The sequence below is a fragment of the Metabacillus endolithicus genome (assembly GCF_023078335.1).
In the GTDB taxonomy this organism is placed as follows: domain Bacteria; phylum Bacillota; class Bacilli; order Bacillales; family Bacillaceae; genus Metabacillus; species Metabacillus endolithicus.
Window position 1 is genome coordinate 4,240,947 of the sequence record NZ_CP095550.1, and the last position, 20,393, is coordinate 4,261,339.

The window sequence follows — 20,393 nt, forward strand, 5'->3', positions numbered from 1 at the left end:
AGGAATTAGATGTCTGTAACAAAAGAACAACCAAATGTCGAATCACAAGCAATTGCAGCAAAAAAAGCCGCAAAAACATTAAGTTTATTATCAACAGAAGAAAAAAATGAAGCATTACACATTTTAGCTGATACTTTAGAAAAAAATACTGAAGTTATTCTTGAAGCGAATGAAGTAGATTTACAAGCAGGTCGTGAGAAAGGTTACGATACGGCGTATATGGATCGTTTGGCACTTTCAAAAGAACGAATTTTTGACTTTGCTGATGGCTTACGTCAAGTAGCTAAATTAGAAGATCCAACAGGTAATATCCTCTCTAATTGGACTTTAGATAACGGACTTCTAGTTGAAAAAGTTACAGTACCATTAGGTGTAATTGGTATGATTTATGAAGCACGTCCTAACGTAACAGTCGATGCAACAGGTCTTGCTCTTAAATCAGGAAATGCTATTGTATTAAAAGGCGGATCATCTGCTTTATCATCAAACAAAGCAATCGTGCAGGTTATGCATGAGGCGTTAAAAGAAACAAAGATCCCTCAAGAAGCTGTACAATTTATTGCCAGCACAGACCGTGAAGCAACACAGCAACTGTTCACTATGAAAGAACATATTGATGTGTTAATTCCAAGGGGTGGAGGTTCACTAATAAATGCAGTTGTAAATAATGCCACTGTTCCAGTACTTGAAACAGGTGTCGGAAACTGCCACTTATATATTGATGTTGAAGCAGATGTTGAAAAAGCATTAAACATTCTTGTTAATGCAAAAACGGACCGTCCAGCTGTATGTAACGCGTTAGAAACAGCTATTATTCACGAGGGTTGGCTAGAAAAGAACCGAGATGTTCTCGTGAAAACTTTGCAGGAATATGGAATTTCTGTTCACGGCGATGAAACAGCATTATCCTATATTCCGAACTCTGTTCTTGCAAACGAGGAAGACTGGGCGAATGAATATTTAAGCTTAGACTTAGCTGTTAAAACAGTTAGTAACGTCGAAGAAGCAATAGATCACATCGAAGCATACGGTACAAAGCATTCAGAGGCGATTGTAACTGAAAACAAAGCAACAGCCAAAACATTTATGAGCTTAGTAGATGCTTCAGCTCTATATCATAATGCGTCTACTCGCTTTACTGACGGTGGAGCTCTACTTTGGTGCTGAGATTGGTATTTCCACTCAAAAGCTTCATGCGCGAGGACCAATGGGGCTTACCGGCTTTAACAACAGTAAAATTTATGATGTCAGGTAATGGGCAAACAAGATAAGTAAAAAAATAGAAGTGACCGTACATCGGTCACTTCTATTTTGTTTGAGCAAGGCTAAGTACCTTTTTCAATCTTTTATTAGAGAAATACACTTTATAATAGACAATGATAATCATTACCGATTATAATATTTGTAGAACAAAAAATAATATATTGATTGGAGTTGATTATATGTTTGTTCAAGTAAAAAACATTACGGTTACAGAGGGAAACTCGGCTCAAGTTGTTGAGAGATTTAGTAAGCCTGGAATAATTGAAGAGCAAGAGGGTTTTATTGATGCAACAGTAATGGTGAAAAAAGTAAGACGCGGTGAAGAAGAGGTAATGATCCAAATTCGTTGGAAATCAGAAGAATATTGGAAGCAGTGGGAAAAAAGTGAAGCACATATCGCCGGTCATAAAGCGAATAGAGGTAAACCTAAGCCAGAGTACATTGTAAACTCAGAAGGCGGCTTATATACCGTAGTAAACGTTAAAGAAGCAAAAGCTAAAGAAAATATAGAAAGTTAGTCAATATCTTATGATGTTGGCTTTTTTTATTGTTGGAAAAGTTTTTTTACCATTCATGAATAATAATGATAATTATTTTCAATAATAGTATTGAAAAGAGACAACCACGGTGATGGTTGCCTCTTAATACATATTAAAGATCAGTTGGTTCAAATGTTTTACAATCAGTTTCTCCACTACTTGCTGCATTCTTTTCTTTATGATTGACTACATAAATTTGAGATGCACCACATTTGTTTTCATTTTGGATGTTATGAACACAGCTACTTACTTCACATAATACGTCTAGTGCCATTATAAAACACCTCCTTCATTGTTAGGATAAACAAGTTTGACCTATCCTATTCAGTATAAGAGGTGTATTTTGATTTTTAGAGATAGCGTAGACACAGCGGACTTATCTGAAAACTTTTATTATTTAAAGTATTGACTCTTGTTTGATCGGTGTTATAATCAATAACATATAATGTTAGGTAATCTAACAGACAATTAGGGTGATGATGATGAAAAAGATTGAAGCGATTATAAGGCCGCAGAAAATTACTGAAACAATAAAGGGACTAAAGAATATTGGAATTACTGGATTTACGGTTTCTCAAGTTGTAGGAAGAGGGAAGCAAAGAGATACAAAGGGTGTTTATCGAGGAAAAAATTATAATGTAACGTTACATCCGAAAATTAAACTTGAAATTATATTATCTGATCATATGGTAGAACCAACCATAAAAACAATTATTTCATCTGCTCAAACAGGTGAAGATGGTGATGGAAAAATCTATGTATATCCTATTCTAGAAGCTTATAATATTCGCACGGGCGAACCGGATGTGTCAATTGATGATTTGACAATAAGAGAGTTTCCCACAAGGGAGGGAATATAATCAATGGAGCTTATTCATTTAAATACCGTTTGGATTGTTATAGCGGCAGCAATGGTTTTGTTCATGGAAGGTGGATTTAGCTTATTAGAGGCTGGTTTAGTTCGTACTAAAAATGCTGTAAATGTAACGATGAAAATCTTTGTTGACTTAACAATTGGTGCTTTAGCGTTCTGGGTTTTTGGATTTGCTATTATGTTCGGAGATAGTGCTTTTGGGTTTATAGGCACAAGTTTATTTGGAAGTCCTGAGAAAATTGCTTTAGGAATAGAATTACCAAGCGAAGCGTTTGTACTATTTCAAATGGGCTTTGCTGTTGCTTGTATTTCGATCATTTCTGGTGCAGTAGCCGAACGAATGAATTTTAAGGCATATATAGTAACAGCAGCACTTATTACATTAATCATTTACCCATTGTCTGGTCATTGGATTTGGAATGGTGAAGGCTGGTTAGCGCAGCTTGGAATGAAGGACTTTGCAGGATCAGCTGCCATTCACGCAGTTGGAGGCTTTGCTGCATTGGCAATGGCCAAGATTTTAGGTCCAAGAAAAGGAAGATTTAATTCTGATGGAAGCGTCAACGTTTTTGCACCAAGTAATATTCCGTTAGCATCAAGTGGCGCATTTATTTTATGGTTCGGTTGGTTTGCCTTTAATAGTGGTAGTACATTAGATGCTTCCAATGCATCTTTAGCTTCTATTGCAATTAATACAATGTTAGCTGGGGCAAGCGGTGGGACAGTTACTTTACTTTTAACAATGAATAAGTTTGGAAAAGCTGACCCGAGTATGACAATTAACGGAGTACTTTCTGGATTAGTTGCTATTACAGCTGGCTGTGCATTTGTAAATCATTGGAGTGCAATTATCATCGGAGCAATTAGTGGTGTTATTGTTATTTATGCAACATTACTAATTGATAATCTCAAGATTGATGATCCGGTTGGAGCAGTTGCCGTACACGGTTTTAATGGTTTATTTGGAACAATCGCTGTTGGATTGTTTGATACAACTGCCGGATTATTTACAACAGGCCAAGTTTCACTATTAGGAGTTCAGCTATTAGGTGCAGTTGTTGTCGCTGCTTGGGGATTAGTAGGTGGTGCGGCAATTGCAAAAATATCAGAGGCAACTGTTGGTTTACGTGCTACACAAGAGGAAGAAGAGGAAGGGTTAGACATGTCTTACCACGGAATTCCTGCTTACAATGAATTAGAACGTTTTACAGACTTACCAACAAGTTTATATAATTTTGAAGAAACGACAGGTATTACTGTTGCAAGAACAGATCAAAAGAAAATTGTTGGATGATAAAAAGGCGAACCAAAAGCAAAATGGTTCGCCTCTTTTTATTTGAACGCTAAAATTTCTTACTTAATAACAATCGAAAACATTAGACCTAGATAGGTAGAAATAATAAAGGCTATTCCAAAACCTACGGCAAGAATTGGAGAGATCTTTTTATAAAAGCTAATAATAAGCAACCCAATAAATAGAACTCCAATTATAAGTAATAAGACAGCATCTAAATGAAGGGAAAGTTGAACGATAAAAGGAGCCGTAATGTTTTGGCCGAGCAAGAACTCTATCCACGGTGCTGGTCCTTCTTGAATGAGTGTCGCATTTACTTGGTGTGGTGGTGGCAATGTTCCTAAAACACCTGTGATGAAAAATACAACCATTAAAATAATTGTTTCTGCTTGTACCCATTTTATAGGGTTAAATTGATCGTTTGCTTTGACCTTTCTAGCTAAAAATCCATTTATTAAGGCAAAAGCAAGAATAGGAATAATGCTTAAATGCTTTACTAGTAACACCTGTCCATATGTGATTACCCATGAATTAACATAATCTCTTGGTTCAACAACAAAAAACATAAGAAAAATGCCTGAGATCGTTACTGTTAAAAACAAGATTATGGATAAAGGGGTAAACCATTTTAAAAACAAATGCCAATTTTTTTCATCTTTAGAAAGCCATCCAACATGTAATAGCACTCCAACCCACATTGTAATCACTAAAAAATGAATAGCATGTGAAAATAAACCGGGCCAAAGGTTAAGTGTTGAAGAATGGCTCGCATAACCTACTGAGAAGATCATTAGTAGCAAGAAAAGGGCTTGAATATATTTAGATCCTTCAACATAGATAGTCATCCATAATAATACTGCAAAGAAGCTTCCGTACAACCAAGCGATGCCGACCTGAAACTCCGTTAAGATCGAATAAGAAGTTAAGCTTATTAACCCTTCGGGAGAAAAAAATAAAATAACTTGTAATACAGGAAGAAAAGTTAAAATAATAATTCCTAACACAGCTAATAGTAAGCTTTGTTTTTTAACGGTAATAATAGGTTTATGTGTTTGTGGTACAAATTGTAATACAACATGTCCAACTAAAAAAGAAAAAAGCATATACGAAACATATTCGGTTACTGGTATAAGTTGACTCATCATTTACCTCTTTTTACGAAATAAGATCCATACCCCACCAATTAATAAAAGGAATAAGATCGTAATTATAATAGTGACAAAAGAAGAATTATTTGTTGCTTCTTTAGCATTTGTTTCAGGTTGTGGTGAAGTTTGCTCTTCTTCAACAGATGTTGTTTCTTCTTTGTCATTTTGATTTGACTCTTCATCAGATGATGCTTCCGCTTCCTCATCAATGAGTGTATCTGATTCTTTATTTGTCGTATTTTCTTCTTCTGTAGCTGGGAGATTCACAGTAAAAGGAATTTCTCCTGTAAGGATGTGACCATCTTTTGCTGCAATCTGCCAAGATAACACGTAGCTTCCATTTGTAAGTGGACGATTAAATGTCCCAATTAGCTTACTTCCTTGAACTGTTACTGTATCAAAGGATTGCTCTTCAGTTTTCTTTGTTAAGGTCATCGTACTTTGGTCTTCAATCTCTCCTGCAAATTCAATAAAAAGCTCTGTAAGTTCTTGAGTGATTTCCTCACCCTCAGTAGGAGTAGAAGTTTTAACAGTTGTATGTGCTGAAACTGCTAAAGGTAAAACTAATAATAAGCTTACTATTGTTAGTATTATTTTCTTCATATCAAAACATCCTTTATTAATTTATTTCTGTTACCCATTTTAGCATTGAATGTATTCTTCATTCATAAACCATTTCTGACAAATTAGCAAACAAAAAACTTTATGAAGGATTTTTTTAAAGTTTTTTTAGGGAACTGTGCGGGTGCCCTTACAGACAAGTCCCCAGATACATATTGTAATAGTACAACGAAAGGGAGGTGTTGTTAATGAGTGGTGCAACTCCAGGCTATGGCTACGGTGGTGGCTTTGCGTTAATCGTTGTGTTATTCATCCTACTAATAATTGTAGGCTCTGCTTACGTTGGTTACTAAAAATTGATTAGTAAGAGATTGTTTCTATAAATAATTTTAAGGAGGAATTTAGAATGGGTTACGGATTCGGTTATGGCTATGGTGCAGGATTTGGCGGTTATGGTTATGGTGCAGGATACGGTGGAGCAGGTTATGGCTACGGTGCAGGTAGAGGTTTCGCGTTAATCGTTGTATTGTTTATTCTACTAATCATCGTTGGTGCTGCTTGGTTATAAGATAGGTAAGGAAAGAGGGCCAAATTTATTCAGGCCCTCTTTTTCTTATATTTTTAAACTTGTTTAACATAAAATTTTTTATCTTTTTTGGGAAAATGTGCGGATGCCCTTACAGACAACTTCCTAGATACATACAGTAGTATTACAACGAAAGGGAGGTGTTGTTAATGAGTGGTGCAACTCCAGGCTATGGCTACGGTGGTGGCTTTGCGTTAATCGTTGTGTTATTCATCTTGCTAATAATTGTAGGCTCTGCCTACATTGGTTACTAAAAAATGACAAGACATGAATCATTTCAATAAATATTTAGAAGGAGGAATTTAGAATGGGTTACGGATTCGGTTATGGCTATGGCGCAGGATTTGGCGGTTATGGTGCAGGATGCGGAGGAGCAGGTTATGGCTACGGTGCAGGTAGAGGCTTCGCGTTAATCGTTGTACTGTTTATCTTACTAATCATCGTTGGTGCTGCTTGGTTATAAGATAACCTAAGATAGAGGGTCTGAGTTAGTCAGATCCTCTTTTGTGTATATTCTACATAATGAAACTTTCCACCAGGTATTGGGTTCTCCGGAAACCTAAAACTTTTTAATGCATATTTACTAAAAAAAGAATCCTTTAAAACGTTATTTGGTCTTTATGATGTTTTTTTCTCCTGCCCGATAAATATTAGCGACCTTCTTTTAATCCAATACTGGAAACTATCCAGAGGGAAAATGCCTCTTCTTTTTGAGTTGTTCATTTGGATAACAACACTGTCACTAGAAATTTCAATAATTTTTAATCTGTCGGAGTTGCTAATGTTTGGAATGAAATTTCCGCTTAACTCAAATTCCATATTATTATGTAAATCCATGTTTCCTTCCTCCTATGTAAAAACGTTAAAAAACTAAAGTTAAGTTTCCCAATTTATAAATAATTATCCAGGAAATAATTATTTTCTTTAACAAATAAAGGAATTAATATACAGGGTGGAGAAGTTTTCCATAGTTAGAAGAATGAAGGAGTATAAATGAAATGCAGAATGCAACTATACTATTTGAAAAATTATATAATTTTAGAGATGTTGGGGGAATGGAAACAAAGGATGGAAATTTTGTTAAATCGGGAGTCTTATTTCGGTCTGATGATATTTCGCGATTGACTAAGAAGGACTTAGATACATTTAGTCAATATGAATTTAAACTAATTTGTGACTTACGTACATCTAACGAACGAAAATCTAAACTTTATGAATTTCCTAAAAGCTGGGGAATTGAATTAAAGCATGTCCCTATTTATCATGAAAGTCAGGACCTTTCCCATAGGGAGTTTTTCCAGTTATTAGTTAAAGGATCTAAGAATCTGGATTTTGAAGAAATGATTAAGAATTTTTATCGATGTATGATCATAGAACGAAGACAAGAGATAAAAGAGATCATCACTTTAATTGCTAATTATCACAAAGCACCATGCTTAATTCATTGTACCGGAGGCAAAGATCGTACTGGTTTAATAACTGCACTCATACAGCTTTATTTAAACGTTCCATATGATAAAGTAATCGACCATTATTTAGTGTCAAATGCATTGGTTGGACCAAGAATGAAAAAAATAGAAAACTTTATTCGAATGATGAGCTTATATCGTGTTTCTTCACAGCAAATAAAACCATTATTAATTGTAAGTCGCGACTATTTAGAAGATGTTTTACAGGAAATTTTGAAGGAATTTGGAACAGTGGAAAACTATTTTATCAAAGGATGTGGAATAGATAAAAACTCCTTAAACAAGTTAAGGGAATTTTTATTGAATAAATAGAATAAAACATCTTTGTGAACTCGCAACTGCGAGTTTTATTTGTATTTTATCTAAGTTACAATCATATTTATGACTGATATTCATAAAAAGGAGGAATAAAAGATGGATGAAACAATACAGTTAATTAAAAAATTGGTTGAAATACCAAGTTCATCAGGGAATACAGAAAAAGTCATTTCGTTTGTAGAGGAGTATTTAAAGCCTTTGAATGTAAATATGAAACGAAATCACAAAGGCGGCTTACTTGTTACTATACCTGGAAAAAATGATGATCAACATAGGATGTTAACGGCTCATGTAGACACTTTAGGTGCAATTGTAAAGAACATTAAATCTAATGGCAGATTAATGATTGATTTAATAGGGGGCTTTAACTATAACTCTATAGAAGGTGAATACTGTCAGATTGAAACCGCCCGTGGGGAAACCTATACTGGTACAATTCTTATGCATCAAACATCTGTCCATGTATATAAAGATGCCGGTAAGCTAGAGAGAAACCAAAAAAATATCGAAGTAAGAATTGATGAAAAAGTACATAATGCCGACGATGTAAAAGATCTTGGAATTGAGGTTGGTGATTTTATTTCATTTTATCCAAGAGTTGAAGTAACACCTAGTGGATTTATTAAGTCTCGTCATTTAGATGACAAAGCAAGTGTTGCGATATTATTACAACTAATTAAAAGAATATTAATAGATCCTATTGAACTTCCATATACAACTCATTTCCTGATTTCAAATAATGAAGAAATCGGGTACGGGGGTAATTCAAATATAGCCAGTGAAACGGTTGAATATTTAGCTGTAGATATGGGTGCAATTGGGGACGGTCAAGAAACGGATGAATTTACAGTTTCAATCTGTGCAAAGGATTCGAGTGGACCTTATCATTTAGGCCTTAGAAGAAAACTAATTGAGTTAGCGAAACAAAATAATATTAAATATAAAGTTGATATTTATCCATATTATGGATCAGATGCTTCTGCTGCGATACGATCAGGACATGATATTATTCATGGCTTAATCGGGCCTGGCATTGATGCTTCACATGCGTTTGAACGAACACATACTTCCTCATTAGAGCATACTTCAAACTTGCTTTATCATTATGTTCAATCGGAGTTGACGTTAGCATGATCTATTATGTTGTTGATGTTTTTGCTGAAGAAAAATATAAGGGAAATCAGTTGGCTGTTTTTCGGAATATAGGAGATTTATCTAGTGAGGAAATGCAGAAAATTGCGAGAGAAACTAATTTCTCAGAGACAACTTTTATAGAAACTGATGAAAAGGTAGATGGAGGATACCGTGTAAGAATTTTTACACCTAATGAAGAAGTGCCGTTTGCAGGACATCCAACGTTAGGAACTTCATACATTATTCGCAATGAGATTATGGAAGAATTAGAACAACAAGTTATACTAAAATTAAAAGTCGGAGATATCCCTGTTTCTTTTGATGAATCTGAAATTATTTGGATGAAACAAAATGAGCCGAGCTTTGCTCAAACATTTACATATAACCAATTGAGTGATGTACTTAATTTGGATGTAGACGATTTTGATGAAAATTATCCAATTGAGGATGTTTCAACTGGTCTCCCCTTTATTATTGTTCCTTTAAAAGGGTTAGCTGAAGTGAAAAAAGCAAAAATTAACCAAGAAAAACTGCTAGAATTAACCGGAAATACTAGAGCGAAAGCCATTTTAGTTTTCAGTAAAGAAACTTATCATAAAGAACATCATATTAATGCAAGGGTGTTTGTTGATGTATTCGGTATACCTGAAGATCCTGCAACAGGTAGTGCTAATGGTTGCTTGGCAGGATACTTGCTAAAACACCAATATTTTCAAACAAACACACTAGATATAAAAGTTGAGCAAGGATACGAGATTCAAAGAGAATCCTTGCTATATATTCGGGCAGAAGAAAGAGAAGGAAACTATACTATTCATGTTGGAGGTAATGTAGTTAAGGTTGCAAAAGGTGAATGGTTTTAGATTTTATCTAAATGAAAAGAGGTCTCTTAACTGAAAGAGAACTCTTGATAAATCACCTATAAATTTATATCTTAGACATAAATTTATAGGTGATAAATGTTCCGCCCAGCAGTAGAGCAGATAACAAAATGACAAAACCTAATCCGATTTCATCGATTAACGTTAGAAGGTAAATGATTAGTACGATATCTGTTAAAATAGAACCTATGAAAAGTATCCTCGGGGATCTCATGCTATATACTATCTCCTTTAATTTAGCGTGCTTACATAATAATTATAACGAAGATCCTTGTGAAAATAAAAACCGAGTGGCTTTTTAACCACTCGGTTTGTTATTTAATCAACGAAATAATTCCCTCATCTTCATCTAATACTAGCTCTATTGCGGCAGCGAAAGGATCGATATTCATTTCGGTTTCTAACCAAAAACGAATGGCCTCTATTATATTGGCGGTTATCAATATTTGCTTCCGATCCTGAATATATGCTTCAGCAGAAAAACCATAGTCATCATCATATAATAGCTCAATTTCTACGTCCGAAGGCTTTATTTGTCTTTTATGAGCAATGTGTAAACATAGTGCATTTACAATGTTTTGTTCAGAAAGCTTTATTTGCCCCATATTGTATCTTCCTTGTGTTTACGTTTATTTTTATTTACAAAGTAAGTAAATACTTTTCTGATAATAAAAATAACGGCAAAAATGGCTAAAACATTGATAACTAGGCCAATTAATGAACCTAAAATTCCAAGATTACTTAACAATCCTCCAAGTAATAAACCAGCTAACCCACCTAAGAACAAACCTTTCATTAAACTGCCGGCTTTTGGCTTTGTAGTGGTGTTGCTTTTTGTTGTAGAGGATTTTTGCTGAGTATCATCCTTTTTAATAAGTGACGGGTTGTTTGTATTTGAGTTAAATGATTTTTTACCAGATTTGTGTACTTTGCGCTAACTGTTGTAACATGATCTCCAACTAGGAAGCCACTTATTGGAGTGAAAAGTAAGGTAATAGCGAGCATTGCTGAAAATAATTTCTTTATCATGGTGTATGTTCCTCCCTTTAAAAATGAGCAGTCACTTTTGTGACAATTAGTACTACGGTCTATCATATAGAAAGGTTTCATTTTTGAAAAGTTTTTTTAATCTATTATTCCAACTTGTAGAAGGGGGAAAGAAATCAAAAAATAGATCATTTTGATTCAGTTGAAGACGTTAACTGATTCAAAATGATCCATTTATTTATCTATACCACATAATTTCCCCAGATTTATGGTCATAATTAATTTCAACTTGAAAATCATGTTTTTCATAAAAGTGAACAAGTCTGTCAACATGATCCCAATCTCTTTTGGCAATGTCACCTGTAATTTTAGGAATGTTTTGCTCAATTGCAAGTTCTTTTAAGTAGTCCATACATATGGAGCCATATCCTTTATTTGCAGGCCCTTTAATATCACCAATGTGGATCGTTTCATCATCAATATAAGTTGCGTGAATGGAAAAATCCCACTTACCTTTATATGAGGTTTCACAGTCGCATAACATAATTTTACAGGATTGCTCATCTTCAGGAGTATAAACGATAACTAACTTATCTTCTTTTGTTTGGTCAACACCTAGAATCTTACTTCTTTTGGCAATTTCCTTTAAATTGTCCTGCATCCTAAAGACTTGAAACTCAAGATCCTCTAATTCTTCTTTCAATTCTTCTGGATTATCAGAACGTTGGTCAGCTTCTAATAGTTTACTAAACATTATTTCGCTCCTTTCATAGATATTTTATGTGTGCAGGTATTTAGCGATTGTAAAATGATATAGCTTCATAAACTATATGAATGGTGTCTTCTTATCTTATTCATACGTAATAAAAAATGTTGCAACAAACAGTGTAATATTATAAAGGGAATTATAAAAATATGCAATAGTTTCTGTGTGCAAAATGTGATTAATTATTCTTTATTAAAACATTGACTAACCAGTCAATGTGGATTAAACTAAGGTTGACTAATCAGTCAATTTGACCTCGTATAGGAGGAAGTTATATGAACATAATCGAGATTCATAATTTGACCAAAAGCTATAAAAAAAACAGAGGAATTGATGACCTTTCCCTTTCAATTCATAAGGGAGAAATCTTCGGCTTTATTGGACCGAACGGGGCAGGGAAAAGCACAACCATACGTACATTGTTAAATTTTATTCACCCAACAAGTGGAACAGCCAAAATCTTTGGAAAAGATAGTGTGAAAGATTCAAAGGAAATTCGTAAGCAAGTTGGTTATTTACCATCTGAAGTTCATTACTATGATGATATGAAAGCTTTAGATTTACTTATATATTCTGCTAAATTTCATCAATATTCAAATGATCAACGAATCGTAGAATTAGCCGAGAAGCTTCATTTAGACCTTAATAAAAAAATTGAAGATCTATCGTTTGGAAATAGAAAAAAAGTGGGAATTATTCAAGCGCTACTCCACGAGCCTAAATTGCTCATTTTGGATGAACCAACAGGGGGATTAGATCCGTTGATGCAGCATGCTTTTTTTGAACTATTAAAGATCGAGCGGGATAAAGGAGCAACCATTTTCTTTTCCTCTCATATCTTAAGTGAAGTTCAGAAAATGTGTGACCGTGTTGCGATTATTAAAGAAGGTAAATTATTAAAAGTAGAACGAGTTGAGAAGTTACTTAAAAATAATGTAAAAAAAATAAGCCTTACCTTTCAAGCTGGAAATGAGCAAGCAATTGAAGAGATTGAGGGAATGAATAAAGTAAAAAACGGTGATGATTGGACCTTTTTGTATAGTGGTGACATAAATAGACTTCTTCATAAGATTTCAACACTACATGTGAAAGATTTATTAATAGAAGAGCCTTCTTTAGAGGAAGTTTTCATTCATTATTATGAGTAGGAAAGGTAGGGGATTTAAATGATATATCAACGTGAGTTAAAGAAAAACTTAAAATCACTTATTATTTGGGGGATTGCATTAAGTGGAATCATTTTAATGACACTTAGCATTTATCCTCAATTTACTCAGGATCAAGAAACAATGAAGGAATTGCTTAATGCTTACCCGGATTCTTTTAAACAAGCATTTGGAATGGATCGCCTTGATTATGGATCTTTACTCGGATTTTATGGAGTTCAAGTTCACTTTATGACAACGTTATTTGGGAGTATCTTTGCGGTTATGTTAGCTTCAAATATTGTAGCTAAGGAAGAAAATGAAAAAACAATTGAATTTTTATTATCAAAGCCGATTACTCGTATGCAAATTATGACTGAAAAGTGGCTAGCTGTTATGACAAATATCGCTTTGTTAAATATAATCATTATGGTGATTTCTCTCATTGGCTTTCAATTTGCTGATGATGATCCGTCGATAAAAACGTTTATATTGCTTGTTTTAGCAACTTTTCTACTGCATATTACATTTGCAGCTATATCACTCTTACTTTCAACGACAATGAAAAAGGCTAGAACAATCACATCGGTTTCATTAGGCTTGGTTTTTTTATCATATTTTTTAAGTGTAGTATCTGGTATTACCGGGAATTTAGAAGGACTCAAATATTTTAGTTTCTTCAAATATATCGATGCTGCTGACATTATTGCAAATCAATCCATTAAACCACTTTATCTATGTATCATGATAGCTATAGCTACTATAATGATTGTGTTAAGCTATGTTGCTTATCATCGTAAGGATATTGCTGTATAATCAGACAAAATGATAGTAATTAATTTGAGGTGTACACATTGTATTCTGCATTTGAAAAATTACCTGATGAAAAGAGAGAAAAGATTTTAACAACCTGTATCGAAGAGTTTTCAAAAACTGGTTATGAAAAAACCTCAACTGAGACAATTACTTCAAGAGCTGGTATATCAAAAGGAATTCTTTTTCATTATTTTAAAAGTAAGAAAAACCTTTATTTATATGTTGTTGACTATTGCAGAAAGCTAATCGGAGATAAAATTATCGAAGAAATAAAAAAAGTTAAGACCGATGATTTTTTTGAAAGAATAAAAGAGGTTGTTCTCATTAAACAAAGAATTCAATATGACTTTTTAATTGAAACAAAACTCGTTACAAGTGCTACTCTTCATCCACCGGTTGAATTAAAAGAACAATTACAGAATTTGTTACAAAAGAATACTGATCAATATAGTGGAGAATTTTTAGCGAAGCTGTTAGATAAACAATTATTAGAAGGTCACCCCTCACCTGAAAAGATAATGGAATTAACTATGCTTGCATTAGATTCTGTTACTAAAAAATATGTTCATCTTTTTGAAAGTAAACAGTTAGAATACGACGATATACTAGAAAAAATGATGCCGGAACTTGATGAATATATTGATATTATTAAATATGGAGTGTATGGAAGTCGTTGATATGAACTTCACCATGTTGGGAAAAGATCAGTAGCGATACTGTTCTTTTTTGTTGGTTTCAATCTACAAAAATCGGGTGGTGCCAGGCACCACCCGAACTGCTATGCTTCTACACTTCTATAATGATAGGAAGTATCATAGGTTTTCTTTTTGTCTGTTTATATAAATGCTGACCAATTGTTTTTTTGATGTTTTGTTTCATGACGTTCCATTGGTGAACTCTTTCTCTTTGTAGATCTTTAATGATTCGTTCTACTTGACGGTTAACATCTTTTAAGAGGTCTTCAGAGTTTCTTGCATAAACAAATCCTCTTGAAATTGTGTCTGGTCCGGAAATGATTTTTTTATCGGCTTTACTTAAGGTAATCACAATAACAAGCATACCGTCCTCGGATAATTGTTTTCGATCTCTTAGAACAATATCACCTATATCACCCACGCCAATTCCGTCTACAAATGTGTTACCTGCATGCACTTTTCTAGTTTGACGGCTTCTTGGTTTTCAATGTCAACCACATCGCCCAGGTTTACGATAAAGGTATGATCTTTTTCTACTCCAACCGACTCAGCTAATAAACGGTGTTGATGTAACATTCTATATTCACCATGTATGGGAATAAAATATTTTGGCATCATTAATGTAAGCATAAGCTTTAGATCTTCTTGATATCCATGTCCTGAAACATGCATGCCTGTTGAACTTCCTGAACCGTAAATGACTTTACCCCCAGTGTAAACAAGTTGTCAATAATCTTCGAGACATTCCGTTCATTACCAGGTATTGGAGAAGCTGCTAATATGACAGTATCACCTGCAAGTATTTCTGCGTCACGATAATTTGAAGTGGAAAGTCGAGCAAGTGCAGCTAGTGGCTCTCCTTGACTACCAGTACATAATATAGCAACTTTTTCCGGGGCGAGCTCATTTATTTGACTAGGTTCGATCAACATACCCTCAGGAATGGTTAAATAGCCTCGTTCAATAGCTACATCAACCACATTCACCATACTTCTACCTAGAAGTGCAAGCTTTCTATTGGTTTTGAGTGCAGCATCAACGACTTGTTGAACACGATTAACATTTGAAGCGAAGGTGGAGACAATGACTTTTCTTGTGGCTTTAATAAAAGCTTCCTCCATATGCTCGCCAACCATCTTTTCTGATGGAGTTAAACCCGAACGTTCTGCATTAGTACTTTCTGATAAAAGAGCTAGAACACCTTTTCTACCAATCTCAGCCATTTTGTGGATATCTGAATGTTGATCATTTACAGGAGTTAAATCGAATTTAAAGTCTCCAGTATGTACGACAACTCCTTCAGGTGTGTGAAAAACAATTCCCAAACAGTCTGGAATACTGTGATTAGTTTTAAAGAAGCTTAAGGAAATTTTATTGAATTCTACAGTAGATTCAGAATCTATTTGAATCAATTCAGTATCTCTTACAAGATTATGTTCCATTAGCTTTAATTCAATTAAACCGAGTGTAAAACGTGTTCCGTATATAGGAACATTTAATTTCTTGAGAAAGTAAGGAATACCTCCAATATGGTCTTCGTGGCCGTGTGTTACAACTAACGCTTTTATTTTTTCTTTGTTTTCTTCTAAGTAGGTTAAGTCAGGAATGATTAAATCAATTCCTAATAGATTTTCATCTGGAAATTTACCTCCGCAATCGACTACAATGATTTCATCGGCATATTGAATCACATACATGTTTTTCCCGATTTCATTCACGCCACCAAGTGCGAATAATGATAATTGATCCGTGGCCATCATATGTCCTCCTATGTAAATAGTATTCATATTATGCCAATAATGTGGTTGTTTATTTGTTAATCGTAAAAAAACTAAGTTGTTTTCTTAATTAAAGGAAAAAATTTTGCAGAGAAGTTGAGGTAACTGAATTTCTGTTATATAATAGGTAAGAATCAAATATTCTAAAATTAGGACGGTGATTCAATATGAACACTGAGAAGAATATGATTGAGGAATTTAGTATTTGGCAAAAACAACTAGGAAAAGCTGAAGGTACAATCAAAACTTATATTGGTGTACTAGAAAAATTCGAGGCTTGGTTATCATCAAAAGGTAAATCACTAAATTCAGTCTCTAGGAATGATGTTCAGTTATATATGGATGAACTTGAGAATCAACAAAAAACGGCTGGAACAATTGAAAAATATTTAGCGGCTATTAGTGTTTTTGTTCGTTTTATAGACAAGTCTGAAATTGTTTTGGATATCAAGCGTAAAGAGAAGATTAAGGATACAAGCATTCCTGAATCTCTGGAAGAAAGTGAAGAGAAAAAACTATTACTTGAAGTTAAAGCAGATGGTAATCTTCGCAATATAGCGATTGTTTATACATTATTATATACGGGCATTCGTATATCTGAACTATGTGCTTTAAATTTTGATGATATTCAAGAGGTTGATGGAAAAAAGAAGTTATTAATAAAAGATAATGATGGTGAGATTGATCGTTTTATTCCATTAACAACAGATGTAAGTTATCATCTGGAGAATTATATTGATTCTTTAACTATTAAAAAAGATGCCATATTTGTATCAAGTGTGAATAAGCGGCTCTCTACTAGAGCTGTGCAGTATATGCTACAAAAATATGATGTTAATCCACATAAGCTTCGTCATACATTTTGCCAGAAGCTAATTAATAAAGGAATTAATCTTCATATAGTTGCAAAATTAGCAGGTCATAAAGACGTTAATGTGACAAAAAGATATGTTGGAAATACACAGCCGAATTTGGATAATGCAATTGATCAAGCTTTTTCATAGGATACACACGGATGCTTTGTCATGGATAAACCACGTTATATAACGTGGTTTATTTTTTGCAAAACTATTTTGGGGAAATTGTTGTCATAAGAAAAAGCAGATTGTTTTTCAATTAAATACCATACTAACCATTATGGATATTTATTCCCTTCATACTATGACTATTGAACTATTCGATTGTTGAAATTTGGTGCTTATGACCTTTTTATTATTGGTGCTAATATAATATGCTTAATTTAATAGAATTATAGTTTGTCGATTTTTAGAAGATTTTTTTATATAAACTAGAATTTGCTGTCAAATACATAGGTTGTTTGTCATTGGGGGGATATTGATGATTGAAGAACACACGAGATACTCTCGTCTCGCACATATTACGAAATTAATTAATACAAAACTAGAATTGCATGAAGTGTTAGGGCATGTTGTAACGGCCATATCTGAGGAAATCTTCCAGTGTGATTCAGTTGGAATATACCTCCCTCAAGAAGATGGGACATATCGGGGGTTTGTTGGTAAGCCTGAGTATATTAATGGTGCCACATTGGATATGCATGTAATTGATCCTAAGAAAGACCTCCTTGCAAATGAGGTCCTTGAAACAAAGGAAAGTATTTATATTCCTGATACGTCAAAGGATTCTAGGCCTGACCGTAGAGCGGTCGAGGCCTTTAAAATAACTTCTCTTTTAGCGCTGCCTATTAATTATGAAGATGAAGTATACGGCTGGTGTTTTTATTTAACTATGGAGTTTATATGAATCTTAAAGATACTGAGATTCAGGCAGTAGAGGCTTATGTGAATATGGCTGCTGTTGCTATAAGAAATGCGAACAACCTGACAAAAAAGGAAAATCTTATTTCAGAAAAACAGCTTCTTATTGATGTTACAAAGGAACTGTCTCTTTGTTCTACTTTAAATGAAGTATTGGATAAATGTTTTTCATATGTAGGAATAGTCTTGAAGAATAAAAATATTGGGGCTCATTTATTAGATCCTGTTGCAGAAAAGCAAATTAAGCCAGCCAGTCTTAGTAAAGGAAGCGATTGGACAGAAGAAGACTGGATGAAAACTCATAATGTTATAAACATCGACCATTCAACAGATAAACTTTTTCAAGAGGTTATAAAAACGAAAAAGGCTGTGTTAATCCCGAATGTTTACTGCGATCCACGTCCTAATCATGAGGCGTGCCGTTCATTTGGTATTAAAGGTATTCTTATGCTGCCAATTGTAACAATGGGTGAAATATTGGGATTACTTGCTATTGTAAATCTAGGACAAAAAGAACGTGTTTACACACAAGCTGAAATTCAGTTAGCACAGTCTATTGTTGAAGCGACTGCGTCTGTTTTATCACATATCATTTATATGGAGAAACAGGAACTTATCATAAAGAAGAGAACCTGTGAGTTAACAGAAAAAAATACGGAGCTTGAGGATGTTGTTGGAGAATTACAACGTTTAAGTCGTGAAAAGGAAATGATTCTAAATTCGGCAGGAGATGGAATTGTTGGTGTTAACATTGAAGGTAACATCTCTTTTTGTAATCCAGCTTCCGAAACAATATTAGGTTATAGTGAAAAGGAATTAATCGGTAAGCCGTATAAAATCTTTTTTCATAAAAGTGATCAAACTCTACATAAGCAGGGGAATAAGGGTAACGGTGTAACAACCTATACAGATGCAATATTTATTCGTAAAGATGGATCAAATTGTCCGGTTGAATATTCCTCAACGCCAATTAAAGAAGAAAAACAGCTAGTTGGTTACGTTGTAACATTTAAAGACATTACGTATCGAAAACAAATGGAAGAGAAAATAAACTATCATGCTTATTATGACAGTTTAACAAATCTTCCTAATCGACTGTTATTAAAAGATCGACTTGATCAAGGATTAGTATATGCACAGTTGCACAAAGAAAAACTAGCGGTGCTGTTTTTGGATTTAGACCGATTTAAAACCGTTAATGATATGCTTGGCCATAGCTATGGTGATTTATTATTAAGAATGGTAGCAAAAAGATTAAAAGAATGTGCTTACAATGGCTGCACGGTTTCACGTCAAGGTGGAGATGAATTTACTATTATTTTACCTGTAGCACGAAATGAATTCGCGATAAGGGAATTCGCGGAAAATATTATCTCTGCTTTTGAGGAACCTTTTGATCTTAATGGAAATGAGATTTTTGTTAAGGCGAGTATCGGCATTAGCTTGTTTCCTCAAGACGGTGAGAAAGCTGATGACTTAATTAAAAAAGCTGATACAGCCATGTACAAAGTGAAGGAACTTTCAGGAAATGATTATCAATTTTACACTTCGGCAATGGACAAGCGGACAATGGATAATGTGAAACTGGAAACGTCTTTATACCGAGCGTTGGATCTTAATGAATTTCTTGTCGTATATCAACCACAATTTGATTATAAGCATAAGAAAATTATTGGAGTGGAAGCACTTCTTAGATGGAACCACAGTTCAAAAGGAATGATTCCACCAGGACAGTTTATTCCACTTGCCGAAGAAACAGGCTTTATCGTGCAAATAGGTGAATGGGTACTTAAACAATCATGTAAACAACTTAAGGAATGGCAAGATAAAGGATTTAAACATTTCACAATATCTGTTAATGTATCGGCTCAGCAATTTAATAAAAAAGACTTTGTCACTATGGTTAAAAATATCTTAGCAGAAACACAACTTGATCCTAGCTATCTAGAGCTCGAATTAACCGAAAACTTGATTATCCAAAATACTGAGGAAACTCTATCTAAGATGTCTGAACTTAAAAAATTAGGAATTAAGATTTCAATTGATGATTTTGGAACAGGATACTCATCATTAGGATATTTAAGGAACTTTCCAATCAATACGTTAAAAATTGATCGATCTTTTATTAATGATGTTTGTCACGATTCAAAAAATGCAGCAATAACCAATACAATTATTACATTAGCGCACAATTTAAACTTACATGTTATTGCTGAAGGTGTGGAAACCAAAGATCAAATTGATTTTCTCTCATCAAGTAATTGTCACCTTGTGCAAGGTTTCTATTTTTCACCACCTATAAAAGCAGATGATTTTTTTGAAAAGTACTTAAATTAGTTTTTACTATTTAATAGTCAGGAG

General features: G+C 34.0%; 20 protein-coding genes and 5 pseudogenes. 16 read left to right on the forward strand and 9 right to left on the reverse strand.

Features of this window, described 5'->3' with window-relative positions; genetic code table 11:
* The first annotated feature begins 9 nt into the window (after positions 1-9).
* Together MVE64_RS21470 and MVE64_RS21475 are read left to right on the forward strand one after the other, a co-directional pair.
* Positions 10-1,271 (forward strand): annotated as a pseudogene (locus MVE64_RS21470) (glutamate-5-semialdehyde dehydrogenase).
* A gap of 171 nt (positions 1,272-1,442) precedes the next feature.
* Positions 1,443-1,781 carry an antibiotic biosynthesis monooxygenase family protein gene (locus tag MVE64_RS21475; protein ID WP_247341184.1) on the forward strand — a complete coding sequence of 113 codons (339 nt, stop codon included), beginning with the start codon at positions 1,443-1,445 and terminating at the stop codon, positions 1,779-1,781.
* A gap of 133 nt (positions 1,782-1,914) precedes the next feature.
* Here the strand turns inward: MVE64_RS21475 and MVE64_RS21480 are convergent, their stop codons facing one another.
* Positions 1,915-2,076, reverse strand: a complete 162-nt coding sequence (locus tag MVE64_RS21480) for a DUF1540 domain-containing protein (protein ID WP_247341186.1) — start codon at positions 2,074-2,076, stop codon at positions 1,915-1,917.
* A 208-nt stretch (positions 2,077-2,284) separates the two neighbouring features.
* Between MVE64_RS21480 and MVE64_RS21485 the strand changes: the two genes are divergently transcribed.
* Together MVE64_RS21485 and MVE64_RS21490 are read left to right on the forward strand one after the other, a co-directional pair.
* Positions 2,285-2,662 carry a P-II family nitrogen regulator gene (locus MVE64_RS21485; RefSeq protein WP_247341188.1) on the forward strand — a complete coding sequence of 126 codons (378 nt, stop codon included), beginning with the start codon at positions 2,285-2,287 and terminating at the stop codon, positions 2,660-2,662.
* A gap of 3 nt (positions 2,663-2,665) precedes the next feature.
* Positions 2,666-3,970 carry an ammonium transporter gene (locus MVE64_RS21490; RefSeq protein ID WP_247341190.1) on the forward strand — a complete coding sequence of 435 codons (1,305 nt, stop codon included), beginning with the start codon at positions 2,666-2,668 and terminating at the stop codon, positions 3,968-3,970.
* Positions 3,971-4,029: 59 nt separating this feature from the next.
* Here MVE64_RS21490 and MVE64_RS21495 read toward each other — a convergent pair whose 3' ends face one another.
* Both MVE64_RS21495 and MVE64_RS21500 read right to left on the reverse strand, forming a co-directional pair.
* Positions 4,030-5,112 (reverse strand): copper resistance D family protein, encoded by a 1,083-nt coding sequence (locus tag MVE64_RS21495; protein WP_247341191.1) that lies wholly within the window; start codon positions 5,110-5,112, stop codon positions 4,030-4,032.
* 3 nt (positions 5,113-5,115) lie between these two features.
* Positions 5,116-5,721, reverse strand: a complete 606-nt coding sequence (locus tag MVE64_RS21500) for a copper resistance CopC family protein (protein WP_247341192.1) — start codon at positions 5,719-5,721, stop codon at positions 5,116-5,118.
* 206 nt (positions 5,722-5,927) lie between these two features.
* Between MVE64_RS21500 and MVE64_RS21505 the strand changes: the two genes are divergently transcribed.
* The 4 genes and pseudogenes from MVE64_RS21505 to MVE64_RS28205 all read left to right on the forward strand — a co-directional run.
* Positions 5,928-6,032 (forward strand): YjcZ family sporulation protein, encoded by a 105-nt coding sequence (locus tag MVE64_RS21505; protein WP_121661060.1) that lies wholly within the window; start codon positions 5,928-5,930, stop codon positions 6,030-6,032.
* 143 nt (positions 6,033-6,175) lie between these two features.
* Positions 6,176-6,247, forward strand: a pseudogene (locus tag MVE64_RS28200) (YjcZ family sporulation protein); the annotation flags it as partial.
* Positions 6,248-6,414: 167 nt separating this feature from the next.
* Positions 6,415-6,519, forward strand: coding sequence for a YjcZ family sporulation protein (locus MVE64_RS21515; protein ID WP_098795145.1), 105 nt, complete (start codon positions 6,415-6,417; stop codon positions 6,517-6,519).
* A 137-nt stretch (positions 6,520-6,656) separates the two neighbouring features.
* Positions 6,657-6,728 (forward strand): annotated as a pseudogene (locus MVE64_RS28205) (YjcZ family sporulation protein); the annotation flags it as partial.
* Positions 6,729-6,883: 155 nt separating this feature from the next.
* Here MVE64_RS28205 and MVE64_RS21525 read toward each other — a convergent pair.
* The gene (locus tag MVE64_RS21525; RefSeq protein WP_247341196.1) at positions 6,884-7,102 is read right to left on the reverse strand and encodes a hypothetical protein; all 219 of its coding nucleotides are present in this window, start codon (positions 7,100-7,102) and stop codon (positions 6,884-6,886) included.
* A 161-nt stretch (positions 7,103-7,263) separates the two neighbouring features.
* Between MVE64_RS21525 and MVE64_RS21530 the strand changes: the two genes are divergently transcribed.
* From MVE64_RS21530 to MVE64_RS21540, 3 genes are all read left to right on the forward strand, one after another.
* Complete coding sequence (locus tag MVE64_RS21530; protein ID WP_247341198.1) at positions 7,264-8,046, forward strand: tyrosine-protein phosphatase; 783 nt, start codon at positions 7,264-7,266, stop codon at positions 8,044-8,046.
* 102 nt (positions 8,047-8,148) lie between these two features.
* Positions 8,149-9,186 (forward strand): M42 family metallopeptidase, encoded by a 1,038-nt coding sequence (locus MVE64_RS21535; RefSeq protein ID WP_247341199.1) that lies wholly within the window; start codon positions 8,149-8,151, stop codon positions 9,184-9,186.
* The gene (locus MVE64_RS21540; protein ID WP_247341201.1) at positions 9,183-10,049 is read left to right on the forward strand and encodes a PhzF family phenazine biosynthesis protein; all 867 of its coding nucleotides are present in this window, start codon (positions 9,183-9,185) and stop codon (positions 10,047-10,049) included. Before MVE64_RS21535 ends, MVE64_RS21540 begins: the two co-directional genes overlap by 4 nt.
* A 332-nt stretch (positions 10,050-10,381) precedes the next feature.
* Here the strand turns inward: MVE64_RS21540 and MVE64_RS21545 are convergent, their stop codons facing one another.
* From MVE64_RS21545 to MVE64_RS21555, 4 genes are all read right to left on the reverse strand, one after another.
* On the reverse strand, positions 10,382-10,672 hold the full coding sequence (locus MVE64_RS21545) for a YxcD family protein (protein ID WP_247341203.1): 291 nt from the start codon (positions 10,670-10,672) through the stop codon (positions 10,382-10,384).
* Positions 10,660-10,863 carry a hypothetical protein gene (locus MVE64_RS27915; protein ID WP_345740678.1) on the reverse strand — a complete coding sequence of 68 codons (204 nt, stop codon included), beginning with the start codon at positions 10,861-10,863 and terminating at the stop codon, positions 10,660-10,662. Before MVE64_RS27915 ends, MVE64_RS21545 begins: the two co-directional genes overlap by 13 nt.
* Positions 10,863-11,096, reverse strand: coding sequence for a hypothetical protein (locus tag MVE64_RS27920; protein WP_345740679.1), 234 nt, complete (start codon positions 11,094-11,096; stop codon positions 10,863-10,865). Before MVE64_RS27920 ends, MVE64_RS27915 begins: the two co-directional genes overlap by 1 nt.
* 196 nt (positions 11,097-11,292) lie before the next feature.
* Positions 11,293-11,808, reverse strand: a complete 516-nt coding sequence (locus MVE64_RS21555) for a hypothetical protein (protein WP_247341204.1) — start codon at positions 11,806-11,808, stop codon at positions 11,293-11,295.
* A gap of 287 nt (positions 11,809-12,095) precedes the next feature.
* Between MVE64_RS21555 and MVE64_RS21560 the strand changes: the two genes are divergently transcribed.
* Genes MVE64_RS21560 through MVE64_RS21570 form a run of 3 tightly spaced genes read left to right on the forward strand, consistent with a single transcriptional unit; the run spans position 12,096 to position 14,458 of the window.
* Positions 12,096-12,968 (forward strand): ABC transporter ATP-binding protein, encoded by an 873-nt coding sequence (locus MVE64_RS21560; RefSeq protein WP_247341205.1) that lies wholly within the window; start codon positions 12,096-12,098, stop codon positions 12,966-12,968.
* Between the two features lie 18 nt (positions 12,969-12,986).
* The gene (locus tag MVE64_RS21565; protein WP_247341207.1) at positions 12,987-13,781 is read left to right on the forward strand and encodes an ABC transporter permease subunit; all 795 of its coding nucleotides are present in this window, start codon (positions 12,987-12,989) and stop codon (positions 13,779-13,781) included.
* Positions 13,782-13,819: 38 nt separating this feature from the next.
* Positions 13,820-14,458 (forward strand): TetR/AcrR family transcriptional regulator, encoded by a 639-nt coding sequence (locus MVE64_RS21570; protein ID WP_247341209.1) that lies wholly within the window; start codon positions 13,820-13,822, stop codon positions 14,456-14,458.
* Positions 14,459-14,567: 109 nt separating this feature from the next.
* Here MVE64_RS21570 and MVE64_RS21575 read toward each other — a convergent pair.
* Positions 14,568-16,233: pseudogene (locus MVE64_RS21575) on the reverse strand (ribonuclease J).
* Positions 16,234-16,421: 188 nt separating this feature from the next.
* Between MVE64_RS21575 and MVE64_RS21580 the strand changes: the two are divergent.
* The gene (locus MVE64_RS21580; protein ID WP_231309353.1) at positions 16,422-17,258 is read left to right on the forward strand and encodes a tyrosine-type recombinase/integrase; all 837 of its coding nucleotides are present in this window, start codon (positions 16,422-16,424) and stop codon (positions 17,256-17,258) included.
* A 334-nt stretch (positions 17,259-17,592) separates the two neighbouring features.
* Positions 17,593-20,369, forward strand: a pseudogene (locus MVE64_RS21585) (EAL domain-containing protein).
* Positions 20,370-20,393: the final 24 nt, after the last annotated feature.